Here is a 24176-nt window from a genome sequence, read left to right as displayed (position 1 = left end):
CTCTGAAATACTGGATCACCCGCATGCGCGGGTGATGACACCGTCTGCTTAAACGCGAACGCCAATGGCATCGGCGCATCGCCCCCTCCAAAAATTCGCGATTGCCGGCTGCCTTATCTTCAGGCAATGACTGTCGGCAATGAACAAGAGCTTCGAGGAAACTGCCGCTCGCCTGGCGCCGGCGATCTTTGTCGTGCTGTGGAGCACGGGATTCATCGGCACCAAATACGTCATCAACAATGCGGAGCCGCTGACCTATCTGGCGATCCGGATGGCGTTCGTTGTGGTGGTGATGGCTGTCATCGCCGCGGTCGCGCGGCCGAAATGGCCGGACCGGACGGGCGTCTTCCACAGCGCGGTGGCCGGCATTCTGGTGCACGGCTTCTATCTCGGCGGCACCGCGATTGCGATCGCGCATTCGATTCCCGCCGGGCTCTCGGCTTTAATCCCGGGGCTGCAGCCGATCCTGACCTCGACCATCGCCAACCGCTGGCTTGGCGAGCGCGTCACGCCGCTGCAATGGGGCGGGCTGGTGCTCGGCCTCGCCGGCGTCGTGCTGATCCTGCACAACCGGCCGATGACAGGCGAGGCGGGGTGGGGTTGGCTCGCCTCCGGCGTCTCGTTGATCTCGATCACGCTCGGCACGCTCTATCAGCGCCGCTACTGCAACCAGATCGACTGGCGCGCCGGCAATCTGGTGCAATACGTCGCGGTGACGATCTTCTTCGGCATCGGCGCGTGGCTGTTCGAGACCAATGTCGTGCACTGGACCAGCGAGTTCGTGCTTGCGCTGGCCTGGCTGGTGTTCGCGCTGTCGATCGGCTCGATCGGGCTGTTGTACTGGCTGATCCGCCACCATGCCGCGACCTCGGTCGCGAGCCTGTTCTATCTGGTGCCGGCAGTGACCGCGCTGATGGCCTATGTGCTGTTCGGCGAGCGGCTCGATCCGGTATCGATCGCGGGCATGGCGGCCTGCGCCGCGGCGGTGCTGCTGGTCAACCGCCGCGCTTAATCCCTCACGCGAATCTTCGCGTAGGCCGCAAGCGCACGTTCGCGGCCCTGCTTGTGATCGACGATCGGCCGCGGATAGCTCTTGCCGAGGTCGACCCCGGCGCCGGCGAGCTCGATCGGCGTCGCGGTCCAGGGCTGATGGATCAGCTCGTTGGGCAATCGCGCAAGCTCCGGCACCCAGCGCCGCACATAGACGCCGTCGGGATCGAACTTCTCGCCCTGCAGGATCGGATTGAAGACGCGGAAATAGGGCGCGGCATCGGCGCCGGAGCCGGCGACCCATTGCCAGTTCGCCGGATTGGAGCCGGCATCGGCATCGACCAGCGTGTCCCAGAACCATTGTTCGCCGGCGCGCCAGTCGATCAAAAGGTGCTTCACCAGGAAGGAAGCGGCCACCATCCGCACCCGGTTGTGCATCACGCCGCTGTGCCAGAGCTCGCGCATGCCGGCATCGACGATCGGATAGCCGGTCAGGCCGAGCTGCCAGGCCTTCAGCGCGTGGGCGTCGCGCTTCCACGGAAAGGCGTCGAACTGTTGCTGCAGATTCCGCTCGGCCAGGTCGGGGACGTCGAACAGCAGATGGCGGCAGAACTCGCGCCAGCCGAGTTCGCTGAGGAATTTGTCGATGTCGCCGGCCAGGCGCGGGTGCTCGGCGGCGGCGAAACGGGCAGCGTGCCAGAGCTGGCGCGGGCTGATCTCGCCGAAGCGCAGATGCGGCGACAGGCGCGAGGTGCCGTCGCGGTCGGGCCGGTCGCGGTCGTCGGTATAGCCGCGGACGCGATCGTCGAGGAACGCCTTCAGCCGCGCCTGCGCCGCGGCTTCGCCCGGCGTCCACGTCTCGCGCAGGCCGCCGGCCCAATCCGGCCTGACAGGCTCGAGGCCCCAGTCATCGACGGCTTCGCTGGCGATGCCGCTGAAGGAGGTGAGCTTCTTCGGCGCCGGCAACGGCTTTGGCGGATCGCGAAGCCCCTGCACGCGCCGCCAGAATGGCGTGAATACGCGCAGCCCCCGGTTGTCCTTGTTGCGGATGGCCTTGGGTTCAACGAGCAGGTCGCCGGGGAAAATCTGCGACTCTCTTCCGTCGCTTGCCAGCGCGGCCTCGACCTCGGCGGCGACAGCTTGATGCGGCGCCTGCGCGATGTCGTTCCAGAACACGGCGCACGCATTGGTGTCGCGCGCCAGCGTGGCGATCACGGACGCGGCCGGCCCGGTGCACAGCACCAGCGTTCCGCCGATCGCTTCAAGACCCTTGCCGAGCGCGCGCAGCGATTGCGCCAACCACCAGCGCGTCGCGCCCCCGAGGGGGCGCGCGGCTGGAGGTTTCAGGGCAGGGCTTTGTTCGTCGCGGACATAGAGGCCAACCACGGGCGCGCCGCGGCTGGCGGCTTCGTGCAGGGCCGGGTGATCCGACAGCCGCAGATCGTCGCGGAACCAGACGATAACAGGCTGTGCGCGGGCCACCCGGAGGATGCGTATCTGCCGTTACTTCGGCTGCGGCACGATGCGGATATAGGGCTTCGGCTCCTTCCAGCCCTGCGGATAGATCGTCTTGGCCTCGTCGTTGGTCACCGAGCCCGCGATGATCACGTCCTCGCCCTGCTTCCAGTCGGCAGGCGTGGCGACCCGGTGCTTGGCGGTGAGTTGCAGCGAGTCGATGACGCGCAGGATCTCCTGGAAGTTCCGGCCTGTGGTCATCGGATAGACCAGCACCAGCTTGATCTTCTTGTCGGGGCCGATGATGAAGACGTTGCGCACCGTCTGATTGTCCGCCGGCGTCCGGGTGAGGGGATCGCCGGACGTCGAAGCCGGCAGCATCTCGTAAAGCTTGGAGACGTTGAAGTCGGTGTCGGCGATCAGCGGATAGTTCGGGGCGGCGCCCTGCGTCTCCAGGATGTCCTCGGCCCATTTGGCGTGTCGATCCGCGGGATCGACCGAGAGGCCGATCAGCTTGATGCCGCGCTTGTCGAATTCCGGTTTCAGCTTGGCCAGCGCGCCGAGTTCGGTCGTGCAGACTGGGGTGAAGTCCTTCGGATGGGAGAACAGCAGGGCCCAGCTGTTGCCGATCCAGTCATGGAACTTGATCTTGCCCTCGGTGGTCTGGGCCTCGAAGTCGGGAGCGGTCGCGCCAATCGGAAGTGTCATGATCTTACCTCATCTCATTGATGTTGCAGGATAATTCGTATCTGAGGTCGTCTGTTCCAGTATAGGACGGAACAAGGCTTAAGTGAACCGGTTCATGAAAAAGGTGAGATTGTTCTCATAGCGGGGGAATTCCAAGCAACTTGTTTTGATCGATATCCCTGCGGCGAAATATCAGATGCGGCACAAGAGCTTGGAAATGCCCAGATAAAGCCGCTTATCGCCGTCATCACGCCGGCCCCGGCTGCTATAGGACTGAACCGCGAAAGCTTCCAAAGCGACCAAATGGCAACCATCTAAAAATCTCGGAACGCAAGTTTCGAATCATTAACCACTCGTTTACGCCCGCATGGAAAAGCTGGCCTGAGATAGGAATTGAAAGCTCCCACAATGTCTGCCCCAAGTACCAAGACCGCTGAGGCTCTCAGCGGTGCGTTGCATCCATCCTGCCGCAAGACCGCTGCCCATGCGCTGACCATCGTGCGCGACGGCGTGATCACCGGCGAAGGCCCGACCACCAAGGGCCGTATCCATTTCTCCCGCTCACTCGACGCCGATGACGCAGCCTGGTGCGCGCGCATCCTGACGGCGGCCGCGGTCGAGCATCAGCCGGTCAGCCGGGCCGAGATCGAGGCGCTGTTTTCGATCAACGAGGCCGCCGCCGAGCGCAGCGATGACGGCAGGTTCGACGATCTGCTCGCCAAGGCGATCGCCCATCATGCCGCCTCGGAGTCCGGCCTGCCGGTGCCGCCCCGCACGGTCGCGCTGTCGCCCGACACCGAGATCGATCGCTGGGCGCCGACCCAAGGCGCCAAGATCGACACCAAGGTATTGGAATGGATCGCGGGCCAGATGCGTGGCCAGCGCCGCACCGGCCGTGCGCTGGCGGCGATGGTGGCGACGCTGGTCGGCGCCGCCGCGCTGCCGCTTGCAGCCCAGCTGCCCAACGTGTTCGACATCGGGATGATGTAGGCCATCATCCCGAGTGACTGATCTTGACGAGAGCGGCGGGGATTACTTCCCCGCCGTTTTCTGTTTGCCGCCGGTCTCCTCGAGCCCGAGCGTCCGCCCCGGGAACCCGGCGACGTCGAAATAGCGGGTCGAGAGCACGCGCTGGAATTTCAGCACGGTACGCAGGCCGTTGGCCGAAGGCTTCTTCGACATCAGGGTGCCCTCGGCCATCTTCGGCACGATGCCGTTCGGCAGCGCTTCCGACATCACCCGGCCGATCAGCCCGCCATTGTTCGGCGCGCGCAGGCCGAGCAGCTGCGCCGCGGTCATGCCGACATCGGCATTGCTGACCGGCAGCGGATCGACATAGCCCGCCTTGAAGTCGGGGCCGATCGCGGCGGTGAAGTTGAAGGTGTCGCCGCGGCTGAAGCTGCCATGCATGCCCTGGCCCTGGCGCAGCACGGTGTCGGCGATCTGCACCGAGCAATTGGTCGGGATCGCGCAGCCGCTCGACCAGGAGCGGAAGTTGACCACGATCGACGGGTTCGGCGTCACCGCCTTGCCCTTCAGATTGAGGTTCGACATCGGCAGCGTGCCCGGGAAGTTGCCGAGCTTGTCGTCGACAAACAGGCCGCTGACATAGTCCTGCTCGAGCAGCGCCTTGATGACGCGGTCGGCGAGCTTCTTGTCGCGGTTCGGCAGATAGATCAGGTCCGAGCCGCCATTGGTCGCGATCACGACATCGGGCTTGGCCGGGTCCTGGCCGAGCACGCCGTTGCCGGCCTTCGGATGGGCATTGTCGGCGACCTTGGCGTTCTTGTCGTTGGGGTCGAACAGCGGCAGGTTCAGCGCCTTGGCGAGATCGATCGCCAAAAAGCCCATCGGCAGGAAATCCTTCGGCGTGTCGTCAAAGGCGATCTTGGCCGAGGGGCTGGTCTTGCTCTCCTTCGAGATCGTCGAGAAGCCGTGGTCGGAGGAGACCATGATGTTGGTGTTGGCGGAAAGCCCGAGCTCGTCGAGCGCCTTGCGGAGCTGGGCGAGGTTGTTGTCGGCATTCTTGATGCCGGCCATCGAGGTCGGGCCATTGATGCCGGGGGTGATGGTGTTGAGGCTGTCGCCGGTGTTGTGCTGGCTGCCGTCCGGATCGCGCGACCAGAACACCAGCACGAACGGCTTGTTGCGCGCCTTGAACATCGGCAGCACGACCTTGGTCGCGACATCGGCCATGTAGGCCTGCTGGGCGACGTTGGCGACCGTCGTGCCTGGCGTCTTGGCGTCGCCCGCCTTGGCGTTATCGCCGCGGCTCGGGGTGGCGAGCGGCAGGCCGGCCTTGGTCAGTGCCTCCTTCACCTCGTCGGAGAGCGGCACGCCGGTCTTGCCGCCGGTGGAATCGTCGACCACGATCGTGTTCTTGCCGCGATCGGTGTGGTCGAACAGCAGGGTCGGGCCGACCTTGCCGATGGCGGCGGTGCTGAAGCCCTGGCCGCGGGCCATCTTCAACAGCGTCTCCTCGTTGAGGTAGTCGCCATTGAAGTGATCGTCGACATCGGCGAGCACGGCGTCGTTCTCGATGAACGGCACCACGGTGTCGCCGGCCGGCACCGAGGTGTAGCCGGTATAGATCGTGTTGGAGAAGGTGCCGGTGTCGCCGAGATAATGCCCGGTCGAGAGCGCCGAGCTGTTCGCCATCGTGAAGGTCGGAAACAGCGAATGCGAGTTCTTGAAGTTGACGCCCTTGTCGCGGATCTCGGCCATCGTCGGTGCCGTCTCCGGCGTCACGATGCCGCCGCGCAGGCCGTCCGGAACGAACAGGATGAGGTTGCGGGGCTTGGCGTTCTGCGCCGAGGCGGCGCCCGCTGAAAGCGCGATCATGCTCGCGGACAGTAACGTAATGGCTCGACGCATTCTTTATTCCCCCAAATGAAGCCCCGCGGCAGCCCGCCGCCGCCTTCGTTTAGTTTTGCCATATGACAGAGATGTTACAGCGCTTGTTCAGCGCTGCAACTGGCGGATTTTTCCTGGCGACGGCCGGTCAACACACCGTCATTCCGCGGGCTGAATCGCGGCTCGCTCATTGTGCGCAGCACTGCCGGCATGTCCGTACCGTGCATAGAGCGCAGGCAGCACGGCAAGCGTCAACAGGGTTGCGCTGATCAGCCCGCCGATCACGACGGTGGCGAGCGGCTTCTGCACCTCGGCGCCGGTTCCGGTGGCGAAGGCCATCGGCACGAAGCCGAGCGAGGCCACCAGCGCGGTCATCACGACGGGCCGGAAGCGGGTGAGGGCGCCTTGCTCGATGGCCTCCCGCAACGGCACGCCGCGCTCGCGCAACTGCCTGACGAAGCTCAGCATCACCAGCCCGTTCAGCACCGCAACGCCTGAGAGCGCGATGAAGCCGACCGCCGCCGAGATCGAGAACGGCATGTCGCGGAGCCACAGCGCCGCGATGCCGCCGGTCAGCGCCAGCGGCACCGCGCTGAACACCAAGAGCGCATCGCGCGCCGAGCCCATCGCGGCCAGCAGCAACAGGAAGATCATCGCAAAGCAGGCCGGCACCACGACGGCAAGGCGCTGGCGCGCTGCCGCGAGATTTTCCGACTGGCCGCCCCAGGTCATCCAGTACCCCGGCGGCAGCTTCACCGATTGCGCGACACTGGCCTGGGCTTCCTCGACCACCGAGCCGAGATCGCGGCCGCGGACATTGGCCGTCACCACGATGCGGCGCTTGCCGTTTTCGCGGCTGATCTGGTTCGGCCCTTCGGTGAAGGAGAACTGCGCGACGCGGTTGAGCGGCAGGCTCTGCACAGGTGAGTTCGGCGTTGCCTTTGGCAACGCGACCGGCAAATTGCTCAATGCTTCCAGATCGGAGCGCACGCTCTCCGGCAATCGCACCACGATGTCGAAGCTGCGATCGCCCTCGTACACGACGCCGGCATCCTGGCCGCCGACCGCGGCACCGATCACGTCGTGCACAGCGGAGACGCTCAAACCGCGCCGGGCGATCGCCGCCTTGTCGACCTTGATCTCGAGGATGGGGAGGCCGCTCGTCTGCTCGACCTTGACGTCGGTCGCGCCGCGCACGCTCCGTAGCGCCGCCGCAACCTGGTTGGCGGCCTTCTGCATCGGCTCGAACTCGTCGCCGAAAACCTTGACTGCGATATCGCCGCGCACGCCGGCGAGCAGCTCGTTGAAGCGCATCTGGATCGGCTGAGTGAACTCATAGACGTTCCCCGGCAGCCGGCCGACCGCCTTCGAGATGTCCCCGATCAATTGCTCCTTGGTCAACGATGGATCCGGCCACTCTGCGCGCGGCTTCAGGATGATGAAAGTGTCGGATGCGTTTGGCGGCATCGGATCGCTCGCCACCTCGGCGGTGCCGGTCTTGGAGAAGACGAACGACACCTGCGGAAAGCGGCTGACGGCCTTCTCGACCGAGAGCTGCATCGACTGCGACTGCGACAGCGCCGTGCTCGGAATTCTGAGCGCGTGCATGGCAATATTCTTCTCGTCGAGCGAGGGGATGAACTCCTGGCCGAGGCGGAAGAACCCGAACAGGGCGGCCGCGAACAGCACGACCGCTACCGCGATGATGGGGACCGGCGTTGCGATCGCTCGGTGCAACAACGGGCTGTACCAGCGCTTCAGTGCCGCAACGAGCCAGTTTTCCTTCTCCTGCACGCGGCCGGTGATGCCGATCGCGATCAGCGCGGGAACCAGCGTCAGCGACAGCACGAAGGCCGCGGCAAGTGCGAGGATCACGGTCAGCGCCATCGGCTCGAACATCTTGCCTTCGACGCCGGTGAAGGTGAGCAGCGGTACATAGACCAGCAGGATGATGGCCTGGCCGTAGAGGCTCGGCTGGACCATTTCCACGGCGGAGGCGCGCACCGTCGCCAGCCTTTCGTCGCGCGTCAGCACGCGGCCGAGGGCGTGCTGCTTCTCGGCAAGGTGACGCAGGCTGTTCTCGGTGATGATGACGGCACCGTCGACGATCAGGCCGAAATCGAGTGCACCAAGGCTCATCAGATTGGCGCTGATGCGCCCCTGCCACATGCCGATGGCCGTCATCAGCATCGCGATCGGGATCACCAGCGCGGTGATCAGCGCCGCCCGGAAATTGCCGAGCAGCATGAACAACACCGCGATCACGAGCAGCGCGCCTTCGGAGAGGTTGCGTGCCACGGTGCCGATCGTCGCATCGACCAGCTGGGTGCGATCGAGTACCGTCTTGACCTCGATACCCGCCGGCAAGGATGGGGTGATTGCGCGCAGTTTGGCGTCGACCGCGGCCGATACGGTGCGGCTGTTGGCGCCGATCAGCATCAGCGCGGTGCCGACCACGACCTCGCGGCCGTTCTCGCTGGCGCTGCCGGTGCGCGTCTCGCCGCCGATCGAAAGCGTCGCGAGGTCGCGGATCCGGACCGGGACGCCGCCGCGGGTGGTGACGACGACGGCGCCGAGTTCCTCGATGGTTTCGAGCCGCCCGCCGGACCGTACCACGATGCCTTCACCATTGCGCTCGATATAGCGCGCGCCGCGGCTGACATTGTTGCTCTCGATCGCCTTGGCGACGTCGGCAAAGGTGAGGCCGAGCGCGATCAGCTTTGCCGCATCGGGATGGACCTGGTACTGCTTGAGGTACCCGCCGATCGAATCCACGCCGGCGACACTCGGCACCATCTTGATCTGCGGCTTGATGATCCAGTCCTGCACCGTGCGCAGATAGGCGTCCTTCTCGACCTCGCTTTGCAGCATCTGGCCATCAGCCGTGAGGAAGCGGCCGTCGCTTTGCAGGCCCGGCGCGCCGTCGGTCTGCACAGGTTGTCCGGAGAAATGCACGGTCCACATGTAGATCTCGCCCAGACCGGTCGAGGTCGGGCCGATCCGAGGTTCGATGCCTTGCGGCAGGCGCGCGCGGACTTCGGTCAGACGCTCGCCGACCTGCTGGCGGGCGAAATAGATATTCGTCGCTTCGCTGAACACCGCGGTGATCTGCGAGAAGCCGTTGCGTGACAGCGACCGCGTGCTTTCCAGCCCGGGCGCCCCTGCTAGTGCGGTCTCGATCGGGAAGGTGACCTGCTTCTCGATTTCCGCCGGCGACATTGCCGGTGCGAGCGTATTGATCTGGACCTGCTTGTTGGTGATGTCGGGCACCGCGTCGATCGGCAATTTGGTCAACGCGAGACCGCCGAGGAACATCAGGACCGCGGTGAGCGTGACGACGACCCAGCGCCGCTGGATCGCAAGGCCGATGATGCGCTCAATCATGGCCGTGCTCCGTCTCGTCCTTCTCGATTTCGGCCTTCAGCGTGAAGGTGTTCTGCACGGCGATGGTTTCGCCCGCAGCGAGGCCGGCGACGATCTCGATATCGTCGTCGTCTTCACGGCCGGTCCGCACGGACCTCGCCTCGAAGCCGTCGGCATCGCGCACGAACACGGTCGGCGTCCCCTTGATGGTCTGGATCGCCTTCTTCGGGACGATCACGGTTGATGGCGCGCCCGACAGCGGGACCTCCGCGGTGACGAACGTGCCTGGTTTCCAGCGGTGATCCCTGTTGGGCATGGTCGCGATCACGCGGGCGTTGCGGGTCTCGCGGTCGAGCAGGGGGCTGACGAAGATCACGCCGGCGCTGGCTTCATCCTCGGTGCCGATGGTGCGGATCTTCACCGAGACGCCTTCGCGGACTGCGTTGATGTCTTCGGGCGAAACCGCCAGATCGACCCAGACATCGTCGAGATTGACGATGACGTAGAGCTCGCTCTCCTGGCCCTCGCGCCCGATCAGGCCGCCGAGATCGACCCGCCGTTCGGAAACCCGGCCGCTGATCGGCGCGCGCAAGAATTGCGTCCGCAGGCTCTCCGGCGGCTGGTTGGGCAGATCGGCGATCTCGCTTTCCGACAGACCCAGCGCAAACAGCTTCTGGCGCGCGCCGTCGAGTTTGATCTGGGCGTCGTTTGCGGTCAGCCGTGTGCGCAGGAACTCGTTCTCCGACACGATACGGGCCTCGACCAGCGTCTTCTGCCTCGCATAGAGGGTCTGCTGCAGATCGTTGGTGAGCCGCGCGGCGAGGTATTCGCTCTTGGCGTCGGCCACCTCGCGACTTTCGATCGCGGCGACGATCTCGCCCTTCTCGACGACGTCGCCGAGACGCTTGCGCAATTCGGTGACCGTCGCGAGCACACGCACCGAGACGCGGCCGATATGGTCGGCATCGGGGATCAGCGATCCCGGCGCGAGGAAATGCCGCTTCAGCATGCCGCCACCGGCTTGCGCGAAGGTGATGCCGGCGTCGCGAATCTGGTCTTCGCTCAGCTCGATATGTCCGGGAGCCTCATGGCTCGCCTCGGTCTTCGTGTGTGTGGCCGCAGTCTGCCGCGTCGTCTCCGGGACCGGCCAGCCGATCCATCCAGCCGCCACAACGACCAGTGCGATGCCGGCGGCGACGCCAGCGAAAAATACAACAACCCGTTTCATATGCGCCTCTCCGCAGCGCATGCCGGTGGCCCTGCGCTGTCGCGACATCGATTTGTGCGGAAGCGTGCCCGCTGCCTGATGGCGGCGGCGCACGGCCGGTCATGTCGACCGGATCAGGCGCGGGGTGGTTTGAATGGAGAGAGGCGGTCGGCCGATGCGGGCTGGCGGATGCTGCTGTCGCCATAGCTATTCGGTGCATAGGCGATGGGGAACGCCGTCTCCTGCGGAGCCACCGAGGCGACGTGCGTCAGGCAGTGGTCGCCGTGCAGTGAAGCCGGATGCGCGGGAGCCTTGCCGCCGGTGTCGTTGATCGACTGTGCGATCGGGAAGCCGGGAGCTGCATCGTCATCGCCGTCGAAGGTCCAGCCGTGGAAGAACGACAGCACCAGCGCAAGCGAAATCAGTCCCGCAAGCAGGCTGCGCCAGCGGCGCGTTCCCGTTGCGTGAGAGGAAGACTGAATCATGGTGCACGAAGCGGCCATGAGCCCTCATTAGCGCTGTGACTGCGCGCATTCAAGTTCGAACCCGCGACAGATTGGCCGTGGATACTATAACGTTACACGCTATCTGCGGTTCGGCGCATCAGCCAGCGGCGCGCCGCGACGATAGCCCAGATCGCTTCGACCAGGCCGAACGGCCAGGCGCCTTGCAGGAAACCGTAGGCCGAGCCGAGCGCGCATGCGATGGCAAAGGCCAGGATGAACCAGGCGCTGCGATCTTCGGCCGCATAGCAGACGAGCATCATGGTCACCGCGAATAATCCGAACAGCGTGAGCGCATCCATCGCGCAGGTGAACCCCGTTACGTCGATGTTGATATCTGAACATGCCTGGGGTGGAATATCCATCCAGCGTCGCCGCCCGGAAGGACTGCCCCATGAAGCGCATGCATGTTCACGTCGCCGTCAAGGACATTTCGCAATCGATCGGCTTCTACTCGGCGCTGTTCGGGGCCGAGCCTACGGTCGTGAAGTCAGACTATGCCAAATGGATGCTCGACGATCCCCGCGTCAACTTCGCGATCTCGAGCCGCGACCGCGAGCCGGGCCTCGATCACCTCGGCATTCAGGTGGAGAGCGCGGAAGAACTCGGCGAGGTCTATGGACGGCTGCGCAAGGTAGGCGGCGAGGTCATCGAGCAGGGTCAGACAGTGTGCTGCTATGCCAAGTCGGAGAAGTCGTGGATCGACGATCCAGCCGGGATCGCTTGGGAGACGTTCCATACGACGGGCGAGAGCATCGTCTATGGCGACGGCACCGGCGAGCGAACCGCGCGCGTCGCTCACGAGAAGCCGGGCGAGACACAAGGCGCGTGCTGCGCGCCGCAGCCCCAGATCGTGCCTTCTGAGGCATCGAACTGCTGCCGTTCCTGAACAGACCAATTCGCGTCCATGAATTGCGTCGACGCGTTCGTCGGTCATGGGCAATTCCGTCGGGCCATCGGATGGGACTTCGGAGCCCACTGCAATCGGCGGTGGTGGACTCGGCCTGCTGCCTATCGCCGCTTGAGTGCGGCGGTAGATTCTAGCCGATCTCTGCATGAAGACGGTCTGCGGCACCTCGCGGGCACTGACGCACCACGCTACCGCTGTAAGCAAAGGCTTAATGCCTGCGACATAATATCCCGCGATCGACTGCCCCCCGCGCTAACCGCCGGTCAACCATGCGGCTTCTGCCACTCAAGGATCCCGAGCGGTCCTGGCGTCACATCAAGGCACAATGGAAGAAGGACGCTGAAGGCGTCGGTGAGGATTTTGCCACCATCGGAGGCATCACCGCTTTCGAGGCGCTGGCGTCGAGGGAGGGCGACAGCCAGGGGCTGTATCACCTGAGCGACGGCGAGCGCGTCCATGCGGTCTGCCAGGTCAGACGTCTCTTGATGAGCAAGTATACCGGGCCGGCGCTCAGCGCGCGGTTCGTCAACGTGTCTCCGATCTATGATCTCGGCCTCACCGATTCCGGCAGTTACGGGCAGATGCTTGTGGCGCTGTTCTCGGGTGTCGTCTGGCTGTCGAGGGATGCGCTGTCGGCCACCCATATCCGGTTTCTTCTGAAGAGCCCGGGCGATTCGCAATTCTTCGCTGCGCTCAAGGTCGCGACGCCATATTCACCGTTCTCGAAATTCACCATCGAGGGGGCGCTGATCGAGTGCAGCCTGAAGGAGGCCGGCGCGGCGTCCGGAGCTGTCTCCTGACGGTGGATCGCTTCTGGTCCGCATTCGTCTTAACCGTCCGATAACTGATTTTCCTAACCGCCCCTTGGGTTGTGTTCCCCTACAAGGGCAGCCGCAAGGGGCAGGAAAAATGTCGGTTGTCTCCACGAACAGCGCGATGCCGGAATACCGGCGGCTGTCGATCAAAGGTGTGTCGCGCGCCACAAGGATGGGCGCCATCCAGTGGCTCGTGTTGAGTGCCGCGCTGCTGGTGCTCGCGATCACGCTTGGCACCGGCTATCTCGCGCTGCAGTTTCGCGAGCGTGCGCTTGAGATGTCCGAACGCGAGCTCAACAACACCGCGCTGTTGCTGTCGCGGCATTTCGACCAGCAGCTTGTCGATCTCCAGCACGTCCACGACGACGTCGTGAATTATTTGCGGGCCGAGCAGGTCGAGACCGCCGATCAGTTCGAAAAGAGCATGTCGCTGCTGAGCGCGCACGAAATGCTGCGCACGCGGCTGGCGACACTGCCGCATGTCGGCGGGCTCAATCTGTTCAATGCCAAGGGATGGCTGATCAACTCGTCCGAGATGTGGCCGGTGCCCGACATCAGCGTCGCGGACCGGCGCTACTTCCAGGAGTTCACCTCGGGACGGCCCACGTCGCCCGTGATCGTCGAACCGGCGATGAGCAAGGTGACCGGCAACTGGACCACGATCTTTGCGCGCAAGATCACCGGGCGCAATGGCGAGATCATCGGCTTCGCGAGCCGCGGCGTCGAGCCGAGCCATTTCGAGGATTTCGTGGCCTCGCTGGCGCTGAACGGCGACACCGTGATCTCGATCATCCACCGCGACGGTACCATCATCGCGCGCTATCCGCAGGATGCCAGCGTGGTCGGTCGCAACATCGCCGATCAGCCGGCGTTCCGGAAGGTCATCAGTCTTGGCGGCAATCTGTCGGGACGCTTCGTCGGCGCGTCGGGCGACGAAAATGTCGGGGCCGTGAAGTCACTGTCGCACTTTCCGATCCTGATACTCGCCACCACGCGAACCTCCAGCGCGCTGGAGGACTGGCGTGCCCAGACCAAGCTGCAGTTCTGCGCTGCGGTGCTGGCGGTGCTGATTGTCATCATGACGATCTTCCTGATCGTGCGGCAGCTGCGGCGGCAGCACGACGCGGCGCAGCGCCGGCTCTCCGAGCAGAGCCAGCAGCTCGACACCGCCATCAACACCATGACGCAGGGCCTGCTGTTGTTCGATGACTCGGCGCGGCTCGTGATCTGCAATCAACAATATATCGATGTGTTCGGCCTCTCGCCCGACATCGCCAAGCCGGGATGCCATCTGCGCGACCTGATCCTGCATCGCCAGGCGACCGGCTCTTTCGTCGGCGATGTCGATGCGTACTGCGCGCGCTTCATCAACCCTGACAGCGACAAAGTCCAGGACGCTGTGATCACGATCCCGGACGGCCGCAGCATCCATCTGATCTACAAGCGCTCGCCCGACGGGGGCTGGGCCACCACGCTCGAGGACGTCACCGAAGGGCGGCGCGCGCAGGCGCGCATCGAATATCTCGCGCATTACGACGCCCTGACCAATCTGCCGAACCGGACGCTGCTGCAGCGCCACGCGGAAGGGCTGCTGCTCGGGCCGACGGCGCGCGACTTCGCGATTCTTTATATCGATATCGACGAGTTCAAGCGGATCAACGACACGCTGGGTCATCTGATCGGCGACGAATTCCTCCGGCGCGTTGCCGAAAAGCTGCGCCAATCGGTCGGCCCGGACGACTTCATCGCGCGGCTCGGCGGCGACGAATTCGCCATCGTCCAGCGCGACATTGTCTCGGATGACGACGTCAGCGACCTGGTTGCGCGCGTCTATCAGTCGCTGCGCACGCCGTTCGACTGTCTCGGCCATCGGCTGTCGAGCGATGCCAGCATCGGCATCGCGATCGCACCACGCCACGGCTCCGACCTGTTCGACCTACTCAAATGCGCCGATCTGGCGATGTACGCCGCCAAGGCGGCCGGTCGCAGGACCTATCGGTTCTTCGACCCGGCGATGGAGAAGCACGCCAATCTGCGCCGGGCGCTGGAGGCCGACTTGCGAACCGCGCTGGCGGACGGCGGCTTCGAGCTGCACTATCAGCCGCTGGTCGATTTGCGCAGCGACGAGGTGACCGGCTGCGAGGCGCTGCTGCGCTGGCGGCACCCGGTGCGCGGCATGATCTCGCCGGCCGAGTTCATACCCCTTGCCGAGGAAACCGGCCTGATCGAGGAGATCGGGCAGTGGGTGCTGCGCACTGCCTGCACCGAGGCGGCGGCCTGGCCCGCGCATGTGCGGCTCGCGGTCAACGTGTCCCCCGTCCAATTCAAGTCGGAGACGCTGGCGCTGAAGGTCGCGAGCGCGCTCGCCGAGAGCGGGCTCGACCCGCGCAGGCTTGAGCTCGAGATCACCGAGGCGGTGCTGATTGCCGACGATGATGCGGCGCTGGTCACGCTCGGCCAGCTCCGCGCGCTCGGCGTCCACATCGCGCTCGACGATTTCGGCACCGGATACTCGTCGCTGCAGTACCTGCAGCGCTTCCCGTTCGACAAGATCAAGATCGACCGCAGCTTCGTCAAGGAAGTCACCCGCAACAGCGGCTCTGCCTCGATCATCCGCGCGGTGGTCTCGATCGCCGCCGACCGCAACATGATCACGACCGCCGAGGGCGTCGAGACCGACCAGCAGCGCGACACCGTGCAGATGCTCGGCTGCACGCAAATGCAGGGCTACCTATTCAGCAAGCCGGTTCCCGCGCAGGACGTCCGGACGCTGCTCGCGGCCGACGCGGTCGAGGACGCGGCATAGGGCGCCGCCGGTCGTCGTTTTCCCGGACATTGAGGAACTGTTTTGCCGGAACCGCGTTCCCTTGCGGGGCTCGACCGGCAGGCGATCAATGAGAACCGCAGCTACGTCCGCGGCCATGCTGCTGTTTGCCTCGTCCATGGCAAACGCAGAGAGTGGCCTTGCGTCCTATTATCACGGCATCGGCAGGAGCGGCGAGATGACCTGTGCGCATCGCAAGCGGCCGTTCGGCAGCATGGTCACGGTGTCCTATGGCGGGAAATCGATCCGGTGCCGCGTCAATGATCGCGGCCCGTTCATTCGCGGACGGATCATCGACGTTTCGACCACGGCGGCCCGCGCGCTTGGCATCCTTCAGCTCGGCGTCGCGCATGTGGTGATCGAATAGCTCGCGACCGAAGGCGGGATCAGGGCTTGGAAGCCCGCTGCTCGGCGATCGCCTTCCTGAGCGTGCGCGACAGCGCCTCGACCGAATAGGGTTTCTGGATCAGCTCGAAGCCGCTGTGCGCGTTCTCGGCGAGCACGTTGCTGTAGCCGCTGGTCAGCACCACCGGCAGGCCGGGAAAGCGATGGCGGATCACGCCTGCGAGCTCGACGCCGTTCATGCCGGGCATGATCACGTCGGAGAACACGAGGTCGGCGGCGAACTCGTTCTCCGACAGGATCGCGAGCGCTGCGTTGGCATTGGCGGCGCGCTTGACCGAATAGCCGAGATCCTCGAGCAGCTCGGTGGAGAATTGGCCGACATCATCATTGTCCTCCACCACGAGAACGCGATAGCCGCGGCCGATCGAGGTCTGCTCGGTGCCCGCGCTGGCTGCGACCTTGGTATCGGCCGGGCGCATCGCCTGCGGCAGATAGATGGTGAAGGCCGCGCCGTGCCCGGGCGTAGAGGTGACTTCGATGTCGCCGTCGGATTGCTTGACGAAGCCGAAGGCCTGGCTCAATCCGAGGCCCGTTCCCTTGCCGACCTCCTTGGTCGTGAAGAACGGTTCGAAGATCGCGTCGAGGTTTTCCGGCGAGATGCCGGTGCCGGTATCCTGGATCGAGACCGTCACGAAATCGCCGCTGCGCGAGGCCTGGCCGCGCAGGGCAGGGATGCTCCTGGCCTTCCTGACGCGGATCGTCATCAGGCCTTCGCCGTTCATCGCGTCGCGGCCGTTGACTGCGAGATTGATCAACGCGGTCTCGAACTGGCCGATATCGGCGATCGCAAAGCAGTCGGGGTCGTCGATCCTGATCTCGATGTGGATCCGTCCGCCGACCAGCGGGCGGATCAGCTGGGTCACGCTGTCGACCTGGGTGCCGACATTGAACACTTCGGGATTGAGCGGCTGCCGGCGCGCAAACGCCAACAGCTGGGCGGTCAGCTTGGAGGCCCGCTCCACGGTCTCGGCGATCGCGTCGATGTAGCGGCGACGCCGCTCATCCGGCAGCTCGCGGCGGCGCAGGAAGTCGGTCGCCGAACGAATGATGGTGAGCAGATTGTTGAAGTCGTGCGCGACGCCGCCGGTGAGCTGGCCGACGGCCTCCATCTTCTGCGACTGCCGCAGCGCCTCCTCGCCGCGGCGCCGCTCGGTGATGTCGACGGCCTCCGGCACCGCGCCGACGATCGTGCCGTGCTGGTCCTGCAGCGGCCGCATCGCGAAATCGAAATAGCGCTCGCCCGCCGGCAGGCGCAGTAGCAGCTCGATCTTGACCTCCTCGCCGCGCATTGCGGTCGCGAAGGCATTCTGGATCAGGCGCGGCATGCCGTCGGTCGCGGCGAACCACGGCGTGTCCCAGAACGGCTTGCCGACGACATCGGCGGCATCGGTGCCGATGCCGGCGAGCGCAGTCTGGTTGGTGTAGAGCAGGACGCCATCCCGGTTGAGCAGCATCTGGTATTGATGGCTGGTTTCCAGGATCGCGCGGGTCTGGGCTTCGCGGGATTCGAGCTGCGCGGTGCGCTCGAGGATGCGCCGCTCCAGCGACTCGTTGAGCTTGCGCAGCTCGATCTCGGCTTCCTTGGCGGCCGTGATGTCGTGGGCGACGCCGATGAAGCCGATATGCTTGCCGGTCGGGTCCCAGCGCGGCTGCGACTCCGAGCGCAGCCAGCGCCAATCGCCGGCCGCATTGCGGTAGCGCGCCTCGAGCACGAACGGCTTGAGCGAGAGCTCGCCGGTGATCTGCTCCTGCAGGATATTCGGCAGATCATCCGGATGCAGCGCCTTGCGCCAGTCGAACACGACCGCTTCCTCGAATGGCAGGCCGAGGAAATCGAGATAGGCCTGGTTGGCGAAGGAGCGGGTGCGGTCGAGCTTGGTCACCCAGATCGGGACCGGCGCGCTGTCGGCGATCAGGCGGAAGCGTTCCTCGCTCTCGCGCAGGGTCTCCTGCGCCAGCATCTGATCGGTGACGTCGAGGTCGGCGCCGACCAGCCGCAACGCTCGTCCGCTGCGGTCGCGCTCGATCTTGGCGACGACGCGGATCCAGCGGCTCTCGCCGTCGTTCGGGCGGATGATGCGGTATTCGGCCGTGTAGTCCTCGCCGCCGGCCTTGAGCACGCCGAACAGATGCTGGATGGTGCGTTCGCGGTCCTCGGGATGAATGCGCGCGACCCAGTTCTCATAGGTCTCGTTGACCTCTTCGGGCGGCAGCCCGTGTACCAGGAGATATTCGGGAGAGCGGCGGTTGCGCACGCCGTCGCGGAAATCGATCTCGAGCCCGCCGACCCGGGCAATGCGCTGGATCCGCGCCAGCTCGGCCTCGCGCTCCTGGAGCTCGCGATGGGCGCGATCGCGTTCGCGCGCGATCTCCTCAAGGTGCTGCCGCAGCCGTTCGGCTGCCGCAGTTTCGGGGAGCACATCAGCGGGATCGGGTGGGGTCATACGCGCCGGCAACCTCTTGGCGCATTTTCACACAGGACAAGGCGGCTTTGCCAGCGTGATTTATCGCGGTCGCTTGCTCTTCACTTGCGCTTCACTTGGTCTTGGCTTGGTCTTTGGGCGGACGGCAATTATAGGCCCTGCGGAACCCGGCGGCCTGGGCATCCTCCTCGGAGCAGAACCAGCGATCCGGATTGTTGAGGCCGGGGTAACTGCGGCACGCCTGCAGGTGATAGATGCCGACATTGCCGGTGACGCGGGCGCGCACGGCGTACTTGCCCTTGATGTTGCAGCTCGCCGGCATCGGCAGGTCGTCGGGGAAGAGCGCATCGCGGATCTGCTTGTCGCGGTCGGCCGGGCAGGCGTTGCCGAGCAGGGCGCCGTCCTTCTTGCCGGTCCGGAAATCGCGCGGCGCCACAAAGCAGCCCTTCCAGAGCCCGGCACGACTATCCCTCGCGGTCGCTTCATCCGGCTTGAATCGGCCAGTGGCCGACGTCTCGACATTGAGGGCGTAACCCTTCTGGACCAGCAGCTGGCTCAGGCTGGTCGGGTCGCCCTCGATCTTGCAGACGCCGAGGCGGCGCTTCTTGAAGGTGGGGTCGACGCCGATATCGTCGCAATGAATCGGCTTGCCGCCGATCAGCTTGGTGAGTTGGTCGCGCGCCTCGATCCCGCAGCTCCAGACATCGGCATGCTCGTCGATGCAGAGCTGATCGGCGGCCGGCGCGTCGATACCGTCGAGCCGATAGGTCGTGTTGCCGAGCTGAACGGCGCCGGCATCCTTGATGACCGCTGAGGCGGCGAGGGCGGGGGCTGCGGACAGGCCAAGGCTTGCAGACAGGCAGGTCAGGAGGAGCGTCGTGGCGACCGGATTTCGAAACCGCATCATTCTCACTTCAGGTCTTTGGACGTCAGGGCTTGGGCGTCAGATCTTGATGGCAGGTCTTGGGCGGGCAGCCGAACTTCTAGCACAGCCCGGCACGATCCAACCAAGGCCCGTTCGAGTGCGGGCCCGTTCGTGCGAGCTGCGTGCGTGGTGGCATCAGATCAAAGATCCGATTGACTTGGTGAGAACAAAATAGGAACATGATGCACCAACTGAATCCCGGATACCTCATGATGTCTGCACGGCCCGAATCTGACGACGATGACGGGCTGGAAGCGGCTGTCGATCAGGCCATCTCGGCCTGCGGCGGCAATTTGCGCGCGACCATCCGGGCGCTGATCGTTGCCAATGAATTCCTGGAGAACGAGGTCAGCGAGCTGATGAAAGCCGTGGCGAAGGCGCATTCGCGCGGCCGCTTCAAGACCTATTCGGGCTGAAATACCCCTCAGGCTACCGCCAAGGACTGGCCATGCACCCGGCAGGGTCTGCATTAGACCGTTGCCTCCGGGGCAATTTGCTGTACCACGGAGTGGCCAATCGCCCGTGCCGGATTGCGCGGGGAGGATCCTACCCAATAGACAAATTCAAGTCGAAAAAGCCCAAGCAAGAAGAGCATGTTCAAACGAATCCTGATCGCAAATCGCGGCGAGATCGCCTGCCGGGTTATCAAGACTGCGCGCCGTATGGGGATTGAGACGGTCGCCGTCTATTCCGAGGCCGACCGCGACGCGCTGCATGTCGAGATGGCCGACGAGGCCGTGTTGATCGGCCCGCCCGCCGCGGCCGAGAGCTATCTTTTGATCGACAAGATCGTCGAGGCCTGCCGCAAGACCGGCGCTGAGGCCGTGCATCCGGGCTACGGCTTCCTGTCCGAGCGCGAGGCGTTTCCGCGTGCGCTGGAAGCTGCCGGCATCGTGTTCATCGGCCCGAACCCCGGCGCGATCGCCGCGATGGGCGACAAGATCGAGTCCAAGAAGGCGGCGGCCAAGGCCAAGGTCTCGACCGTGCCCGGTCATCTCGGCGTCATCGAGGACGACAAGCACGCCGTCCAGATCGCCGACGAGATCGGCTATCCCGTGATGATCAAGGCGTCCGCCGGTGGCGGCGGCAAGGGCATGCGCATCGCGCATTCCAAATCGGAGGTCGCCGAAGGCTTCAACCTCGCCAAGGCAGAGGCGAAATCGTCGTTCGGTGACGACCGCGTCTTCATCGAGAAGTTCATCACCGATCCCAGGCACATCGAGATCCAGGTGCTCGGCGACAAGCATGGCAACGTGATCTATCTCGGCGAGCGCGAGTGCTCGATCCAGCGCCGCAACCAGAAGGTCATCGAGGAGGCGCCGTCGCCGCTGCTCGATGAGCAGACCCGCCGCAAGATGGGCGAGCAGGCGGTCGCACTGGCCAAGGCCGTGAACTACGATTCGGCCGGCACCGTTGAGTTCGTCGCCGGCCAGGACAAGAGCTTCTACTTCCTGGAGATGAACACCCGCCTGCAGGTCGAGCATCCCGTCACCGAGCTGATCACCGGCATCGACCTCGTCGAGCAGATGATCCGGGTCGCGGCCGGCGAGAAGCTCGCGCTCGCGCAGAAGGACGTGACGCTGACCGGCTGGGCGGTGGAATCCCGCGTCTATGCCGAGGATCCGTTCCGAAACTTCCTGCCGTCGATCGGACGCCTGGTGAAATACCGTCCGCCGGCCGAGGCCAGCCATGACGGCATCACGATCCGCAACGACACCGGCGTGCAGGAGGGCGGCGAGATCTCGATTCATTACGATCCGATGATCGCCAAGCTCGTCACCCACGCCCCGTCGCGCGCGGCCGCGATCGAGGCGCAGGCGACCGCGCTCGATGCCTTCTATGTCGACGGCATCAGGCACAACATTCCGTTCCTGTCGGCCTTGATGAACCATCCGCGCTGGCGCGAGGGCCGGCTCTCGACCGGGTTCATCGCCGAGGAATTCCCGAAAGGGTTTTCGGCGCGCGCGCCCGAGGGCGAGATCGCGCGGCGGCTGGCCGCGGTCGGTGCTGCGATCGATCACGTGCTGGGCGAACGCAAGCGGCAGATTTCCGGCCAGATGGGTGGCCGCGTGGTGCAGCGTGAGCGCCGCCGCGCGGTGTGGCTCGACCGCGCCGAGATCGCGCTCGACGTTGCGCGCGAGGATGACGCCATCGCGGTGCGCTTCATCGGCGCCGACGGGCTGCCGGGCAATCCGCACAATCTGGTGTCGAGCTGGGCGCCGGGCGAGCCGGTCTGGCAGGGCACCATCGACGGCAATTTTGTCGCCGTGCAGGTGCGCGCCATCAACAACGGATTCCGCCTCGCGCATCAGGGCTATGAGGTGCCGGTCTACGTCTTCACCGAGACCGAGGCGACCTCGGCGCGGCTGATGCCGGTGACCTCGGCGGCCGACACCGGCAAGAAGCTGCTGTGCCCGATGCCCGGTCTCGTGGTGTCGATCGCGGTGACCGAGGGCCAGGAGATCAAGGCCGGCGAGACGCTGGCGGTCGTGGAAGCCATGAAGATGCAGAACGTGCTGCGCGCCGAGCGCGACGGCACCGTCAAGAAGATCCACGCCGCCGCCGGCGCCACGCTCGCGGTCGATGCGCTGATCCTGGAGTTCGCTTAGACGCTATCCCGTCATTGCGAGCGTCGCGAAGCAATCCATAGTGCGGCAGAGAAGGTTTGGATTGCTTCGTCGCTGCGCTCCTCGCAATGACGAATTGAGGAGTCCCAGACATGGCCTTCCGCAAACGCCGCGAAGCACTGCGATCGATTCTCAACGGATCAACCTGTATCCGACCGGGCTCTGTCTATGACGCAACCTCGATCCGGATTGCCGAGGATCTCGGTTTCGAACTCGGCATGTTCGGTGGCTCGGTCGCCTCGCTCGCCGTGCTCGGCGATCCCGATATCGCGCTGATCACGCTGACCGAGTTCGCCGAGCAGATACGCCGGATGTCGCGTGCTTCGAGCCTGCCGGTGCTTGTCGATGCCGACCATGGTTACGGCAATGCGCTCAACGTTCGCCGCACGGTGCAGGAAGTGGAAGCCGCCGGTGCCGCCGGCCTCACCATCGAGGACACGCTGCTGCCGCAGGCGTTCGGCCAGGCCAAGACGCAGCTGATCTCGCTCGAGGAAGGCGTCGGCAAGATGAAGGCCGCGCTCGACGGCCGCAGCGATCCGTCGCTCGTGATCCTCGGCCGGACCGGCGCCGTCTCGATCACTGATCTCGACAACGCGATTGCACGCGCCAGGGCCTATGAGGCGGTCGGCGTCGACGGGCTGTTCTTCACCGGCATCAAGTCGCGCGGCGAGCTGGAGGCGCTGTCGGCCGCGACGACGCTGCCGATCGTGCTCGGCGGGGCGCCGGAGGAGATGACCGCGCTGGACTATCTGGCCAGCCAGCGCGTCAGGATCGCGTTGCAGGGCCACGCGCCGTTCGCCGCCGCAACCCAGGCCGTCTATGACACGCTGAAGGCGCTGCGCGAAGGCACCTCGCCGAAGAATCTCAAGGGCATCGCCTCATCCGAACTGACCGGCCGCGTGATGCGCGAGGCCGAGACCAAGGCGCGCAGCGGCGAGTTCCTCGGTCTGAAGAAATGAGCGGCGTGATCCGCCACGTCACCATCAGCGGCCGTGTCCAGGGCGTCGGCTACCGCGCCTGGGTCGACGAGCAGGCGAACTCGCGCGGCCTCGAAGGCTGGGTCCGCAACCGCCGCGACGGCAGCGTCGAGGCGGTGTTTGCCGGAGCCGAGGACGTTGTCGCCGATATGATCGCAGCATGCGACCGCGGCCCGTTCTCTGCGCGCGTCGTTGCCGTGCACGCTACGGCGGTCAATTCCGATCTCTTGAACCAGCGCCGGGCAGGGGAGCGGTTCTCGGTCCTGCCGACGGTCTGAAGCACGTTGTTACGCGACGGCTGAAATCACCAGTGCCTGAATGCGGCCTTCGATGGCGCCCTTGCCGAAGCGGTGCGCGAGCGCCGCTGCTGCGTGCTCGGTCGCAGCATCAAGGCCGATCCCGCCGCGCGCCTCGATTTCGCCGCGCAGCGGTGAGCCCTGGCAAAAACCGATCGCCGGATCGTGAGGCGCATTCGCCCGGCTTTGCTTCCGGACGGTATCGATCTCGATCTTGCTGAAGCCCGCGGCCGCAAGATCTGCCCGGATCGGGTCGACCGCATAGTGCCCATGAGGCGTGCGTGCCAGGAATCGCGGCGGATCGGCTGGAAAGACCTCTGCCAATGCCTGGGTCACCACGTCGGCAAACTCGTTGTCCTCGATGCGATCCCAGATGTTGAACAGGAAGCGGCCGCCCGGCTTCAGGACACGACGTGCCTCCGAGTAACCCTTGGGCTTGTCGGGGAAGAACATCGCGCCGAACTGGCAGGCGACGACATCGAAGCTTGCATTGTCGAACGGCAGGTTGAGTGCGTCGGCCTGCCGCCACCTGATATCAGCAGCGTCCGGCATCCGCGATTTCGCCCGTTCCAGCATCGGTTCATTCAGGTCGGTCGCTGTGATCCTCGTGGCGCGGCCGAGCGCCGACGACAGCGCGCGCGTGACGGCGCCGGTGCCCGCCGCGGTCTCAAGCAGGTCGTGCGGGCCAAGGGTTTTGGCGCGTTGCGCCAGATCGCACGCATAGGGTTCAAAAATCATCGGCACGAGGAGCCGGTCGTAAAGTTCTGGAATGGAGCCGACGAACTCCTTGTCTGACGCTGGCATCGCAATCTCCCTGGGCGGCCGTGAAGCTGGCTCACGTCGACAGCCCGGCGTACGGCCCAAAATGGTCGACCCGGTTCAGCTTGGCCGAAGACCTCGGCAACCACAAAGGAAA

At 65.1% G+C, this 24176-nt stretch carries 20 protein-coding genes; 10 read left to right on the top strand and 10 right to left on the bottom strand.

Features of this window, described 5'->3' with window-relative positions; all coding sequences use genetic code 11:
* The first annotated feature begins 139 nt into the window (after nucleotides 1-139).
* Nucleotides 140-1012 (top strand): DMT family transporter, encoded by an 873-nt coding sequence (locus V5279_RS26720; RefSeq protein WP_338689573.1) that lies wholly within the window; start codon nucleotides 140-142, stop codon nucleotides 1010-1012.
* On the opposite strand, the gene V5279_RS26715 is transcribed toward V5279_RS26720, so the two are convergent.
* A complete protein-coding gene (locus tag V5279_RS26715; RefSeq protein ID WP_338689571.1) occupies nucleotides 1009-2472 on the bottom strand; it encodes a deoxyribodipyrimidine photo-lyase in 1464 nt (487 codons plus the stop codon). The genes V5279_RS26720 and V5279_RS26715 overlap by 4 nt on opposite strands.
* Nucleotides 2473-2493: 21 nt before the next feature.
* Entirely contained in the window at nucleotides 2494-3153 is a 660-nt protein-coding gene (locus V5279_RS26710) for a peroxiredoxin (protein WP_338689569.1), read from the bottom strand.
* Nucleotides 3154-3540: 387 nt separating this feature from the next.
* On the opposite strand from V5279_RS26710, the gene V5279_RS26705 reads away from it, so the two are divergent.
* On the top strand, nucleotides 3541-4122 hold the full coding sequence (locus tag V5279_RS26705; RefSeq protein ID WP_338689567.1) for a hypothetical protein: 582 nt from the start codon (nucleotides 3541-3543) through the stop codon (nucleotides 4120-4122).
* Between the two features lie 42 nt (nucleotides 4123-4164).
* Here V5279_RS26705 and V5279_RS26700 read toward each other — a convergent pair whose 3' ends face one another.
* The 5 genes from V5279_RS26700 to V5279_RS26680 all read right to left on the bottom strand — a co-directional run bounded on the left by V5279_RS26700 (nucleotide 4165) and on the right by V5279_RS26680 (nucleotide 11360).
* Nucleotides 4165-6006, bottom strand: coding sequence for a nucleotide pyrophosphatase/phosphodiesterase family protein (locus V5279_RS26700; RefSeq protein ID WP_338689565.1), 1842 nt, complete (start codon nucleotides 6004-6006; stop codon nucleotides 4165-4167).
* Nucleotides 6007-6144: 138 nt separating this feature from the next.
* Nucleotides 6145-9369, bottom strand: coding sequence for a CusA/CzcA family heavy metal efflux RND transporter (locus V5279_RS26695; protein ID WP_338689563.1), 3225 nt, complete (start codon nucleotides 9367-9369; stop codon nucleotides 6145-6147).
* On the bottom strand, nucleotides 9362-10576 hold the full coding sequence (locus V5279_RS26690; RefSeq protein ID WP_338689561.1) for an efflux RND transporter periplasmic adaptor subunit: 1215 nt from the start codon (nucleotides 10574-10576) through the stop codon (nucleotides 9362-9364). The genes V5279_RS26695 and V5279_RS26690 overlap by 8 nt, the downstream gene beginning before the upstream one ends.
* Nucleotides 10577-10689: 113 nt before the next feature.
* Complete coding sequence (locus V5279_RS26685) at nucleotides 10690-11040, bottom strand: hypothetical protein (RefSeq protein ID WP_338689559.1); 351 nt, start codon at nucleotides 11038-11040, stop codon at nucleotides 10690-10692.
* Nucleotides 11041-11132: 92 nt separating this feature from the next.
* A complete protein-coding gene (locus V5279_RS26680; RefSeq protein ID WP_338689557.1) occupies nucleotides 11133-11360 on the bottom strand; it encodes a hypothetical protein in 228 nt (75 codons plus the stop codon).
* 92 nt (nucleotides 11361-11452) lie between these two features.
* Between V5279_RS26680 and V5279_RS26675 the strand changes: the two genes are divergently transcribed.
* The 4 genes from V5279_RS26675 to V5279_RS26660 all read left to right on the top strand — a co-directional run bounded on the left by V5279_RS26675 (nucleotide 11453) and on the right by V5279_RS26660 (nucleotide 15974).
* Nucleotides 11453-11947 carry an ArsI/CadI family heavy metal resistance metalloenzyme gene (locus V5279_RS26675; protein WP_338689555.1) on the top strand — a complete coding sequence of 165 codons (495 nt, stop codon included), beginning with the start codon at nucleotides 11453-11455 and terminating at the stop codon, nucleotides 11945-11947.
* A 290-nt stretch (nucleotides 11948-12237) separates the two neighbouring features.
* A complete protein-coding gene (locus tag V5279_RS26670) occupies nucleotides 12238-12768 on the top strand; it encodes a hypothetical protein (RefSeq protein WP_338689553.1) in 531 nt (176 codons plus the stop codon).
* Between the two features lie 109 nt (nucleotides 12769-12877).
* Nucleotides 12878-15589, top strand: coding sequence for a bifunctional diguanylate cyclase/phosphodiesterase (locus V5279_RS26665; RefSeq protein ID WP_338689551.1), 2712 nt, complete (start codon nucleotides 12878-12880; stop codon nucleotides 15587-15589).
* 88 nt (nucleotides 15590-15677) lie between these two features.
* Nucleotides 15678-15974 (top strand): septal ring lytic transglycosylase RlpA family protein, encoded by a 297-nt coding sequence (locus V5279_RS26660; protein ID WP_338689549.1) that lies wholly within the window; start codon nucleotides 15678-15680, stop codon nucleotides 15972-15974.
* A gap of 19 nt (nucleotides 15975-15993) precedes the next feature.
* On the opposite strand, the gene V5279_RS26655 is transcribed toward V5279_RS26660, so the two are convergent.
* A complete protein-coding gene (locus tag V5279_RS26655; protein WP_338689547.1) occupies nucleotides 15994-18456 on the bottom strand; it encodes a PAS domain S-box protein in 2463 nt (820 codons plus the stop codon).
* A 91-nt stretch (nucleotides 18457-18547) separates the two neighbouring features.
* Nucleotides 18548-19339 (bottom strand): thermonuclease family protein, encoded by a 792-nt coding sequence (locus V5279_RS26650; protein ID WP_338701391.1) that lies wholly within the window; start codon nucleotides 19337-19339, stop codon nucleotides 18548-18550.
* A 230-nt stretch (nucleotides 19340-19569) separates the two neighbouring features.
* On the opposite strand from V5279_RS26650, the gene V5279_RS26645 reads away from it, so the two are divergent.
* The 4 genes from V5279_RS26645 to V5279_RS26630 all read left to right on the top strand — a co-directional run bounded on the left by V5279_RS26645 (nucleotide 19570) and on the right by V5279_RS26630 (nucleotide 23242).
* Complete coding sequence (locus V5279_RS26645; RefSeq protein ID WP_016840474.1) at nucleotides 19570-19776, top strand: hypothetical protein; 207 nt, start codon at nucleotides 19570-19572, stop codon at nucleotides 19774-19776.
* A gap of 177 nt (nucleotides 19777-19953) precedes the next feature.
* On the top strand, nucleotides 19954-21969 hold the full coding sequence (locus tag V5279_RS26640) for an acetyl/propionyl/methylcrotonyl-CoA carboxylase subunit alpha (protein WP_338689540.1): 2016 nt from the start codon (nucleotides 19954-19956) through the stop codon (nucleotides 21967-21969).
* Nucleotides 21970-22079: 110 nt separating this feature from the next.
* Nucleotides 22080-22946 carry an isocitrate lyase/PEP mutase family protein gene (locus V5279_RS26635; protein WP_338689538.1) on the top strand — a complete coding sequence of 289 codons (867 nt, stop codon included), beginning with the start codon at nucleotides 22080-22082 and terminating at the stop codon, nucleotides 22944-22946.
* Entirely contained in the window at nucleotides 22943-23242 is a 300-nt protein-coding gene (locus V5279_RS26630; RefSeq protein ID WP_338689536.1) for an acylphosphatase, read from the top strand. The genes V5279_RS26635 and V5279_RS26630 overlap by 4 nt, the downstream gene beginning before the upstream one ends.
* A gap of 9 nt (nucleotides 23243-23251) precedes the next feature.
* Here the strand turns inward: V5279_RS26630 and V5279_RS26625 are convergent, their stop codons facing one another.
* On the bottom strand, nucleotides 23252-24064 hold the full coding sequence (locus tag V5279_RS26625; RefSeq protein WP_338689534.1) for a class I SAM-dependent methyltransferase: 813 nt from the start codon (nucleotides 24062-24064) through the stop codon (nucleotides 23252-23254).
* Nucleotides 24065-24176: the final 112 nt, after the last annotated feature.

The sequence above is a fragment of the Bradyrhizobium sp. 26S5 genome, from assembly GCF_036923295.1.
GTDB lineage: Bacteria > Pseudomonadota > Alphaproteobacteria > Rhizobiales > Xanthobacteraceae > Bradyrhizobium > Bradyrhizobium septentrionale.
The sequence above is the reverse complement of the archived record's forward strand: the minus strand, read 5'-3'. Positions and strand labels throughout refer to the sequence as shown.

Coding starts and splice junctions, on each gene's coding strand:
- V5279_RS26720 (WP_338689573.1), top strand. CDS start 140: ATGAACAAGAGCTTCGAGGAAACTGCCGCTCGCCTGGCGCCGGCGATC.
- V5279_RS26710 (WP_338689569.1), bottom strand. CDS start 3,153: ATGACACTTCCGATTGGCGCGACCGCTCCCGACTTCGAGGCCCAGACC.
- V5279_RS26705 (WP_338689567.1), top strand. CDS start 3,541: ATGTCTGCCCCAAGTACCAAGACCGCTGAGGCTCTCAGCGGTGCGTTG.
- V5279_RS26700 (WP_338689565.1), bottom strand. CDS start 6,006: ATGCGTCGAGCCATTACGTTACTGTCCGCGAGCATGATCGCGCTTTCA.
- V5279_RS26695 (WP_338689563.1), bottom strand. CDS start 9,369: ATGATTGAGCGCATCATCGGCCTTGCGATCCAGCGGCGCTGGGTCGTC.
- V5279_RS26690 (WP_338689561.1), bottom strand. CDS start 10,576: ATGAAACGGGTTGTTGTATTTTTCGCTGGCGTCGCCGCCGGCATCGCA.
- V5279_RS26685 (WP_338689559.1), bottom strand. CDS start 11,040: ATGATTCAGTCTTCCTCTCACGCAACGGGAACGCGCCGCTGGCGCAGC.
- V5279_RS26680 (WP_338689557.1), bottom strand. CDS start 11,360: ATGGATGCGCTCACGCTGTTCGGATTATTCGCGGTGACCATGATGCTC.
- V5279_RS26675 (WP_338689555.1), top strand. CDS start 11,453: ATGAAGCGCATGCATGTTCACGTCGCCGTCAAGGACATTTCGCAATCG.
- V5279_RS26670 (WP_338689553.1), top strand. CDS start 12,238: ATGCGGCTTCTGCCACTCAAGGATCCCGAGCGGTCCTGGCGTCACATC.
- V5279_RS26665 (WP_338689551.1), top strand. CDS start 12,878: ATGTCGGTTGTCTCCACGAACAGCGCGATGCCGGAATACCGGCGGCTG.
- V5279_RS26660 (WP_338689549.1), top strand. CDS start 15,678: ATGAGAACCGCAGCTACGTCCGCGGCCATGCTGCTGTTTGCCTCGTCC.
- V5279_RS26655 (WP_338689547.1), bottom strand. CDS start 18,456: ATGACCCCACCCGATCCCGCTGATGTGCTCCCCGAAACTGCGGCAGCC.
- V5279_RS26650 (WP_338701391.1), bottom strand. CDS start 19,339: ATGCGGTTTCGAAATCCGGTCGCCACGACGCTCCTCCTGACCTGCCTG.
- V5279_RS26645 (WP_016840474.1), top strand. CDS start 19,570: ATGATGTCTGCACGGCCCGAATCTGACGACGATGACGGGCTGGAAGCG.
- V5279_RS26640 (WP_338689540.1), top strand. CDS start 19,954: ATGTTCAAACGAATCCTGATCGCAAATCGCGGCGAGATCGCCTGCCGG.
- V5279_RS26635 (WP_338689538.1), top strand. CDS start 22,080: ATGGCCTTCCGCAAACGCCGCGAAGCACTGCGATCGATTCTCAACGGA.
- V5279_RS26630 (WP_338689536.1), top strand. CDS start 22,943: ATGAGCGGCGTGATCCGCCACGTCACCATCAGCGGCCGTGTCCAGGGC.
- V5279_RS26625 (WP_338689534.1), bottom strand. CDS start 24,064: ATGCCAGCGTCAGACAAGGAGTTCGTCGGCTCCATTCCAGAACTTTAC.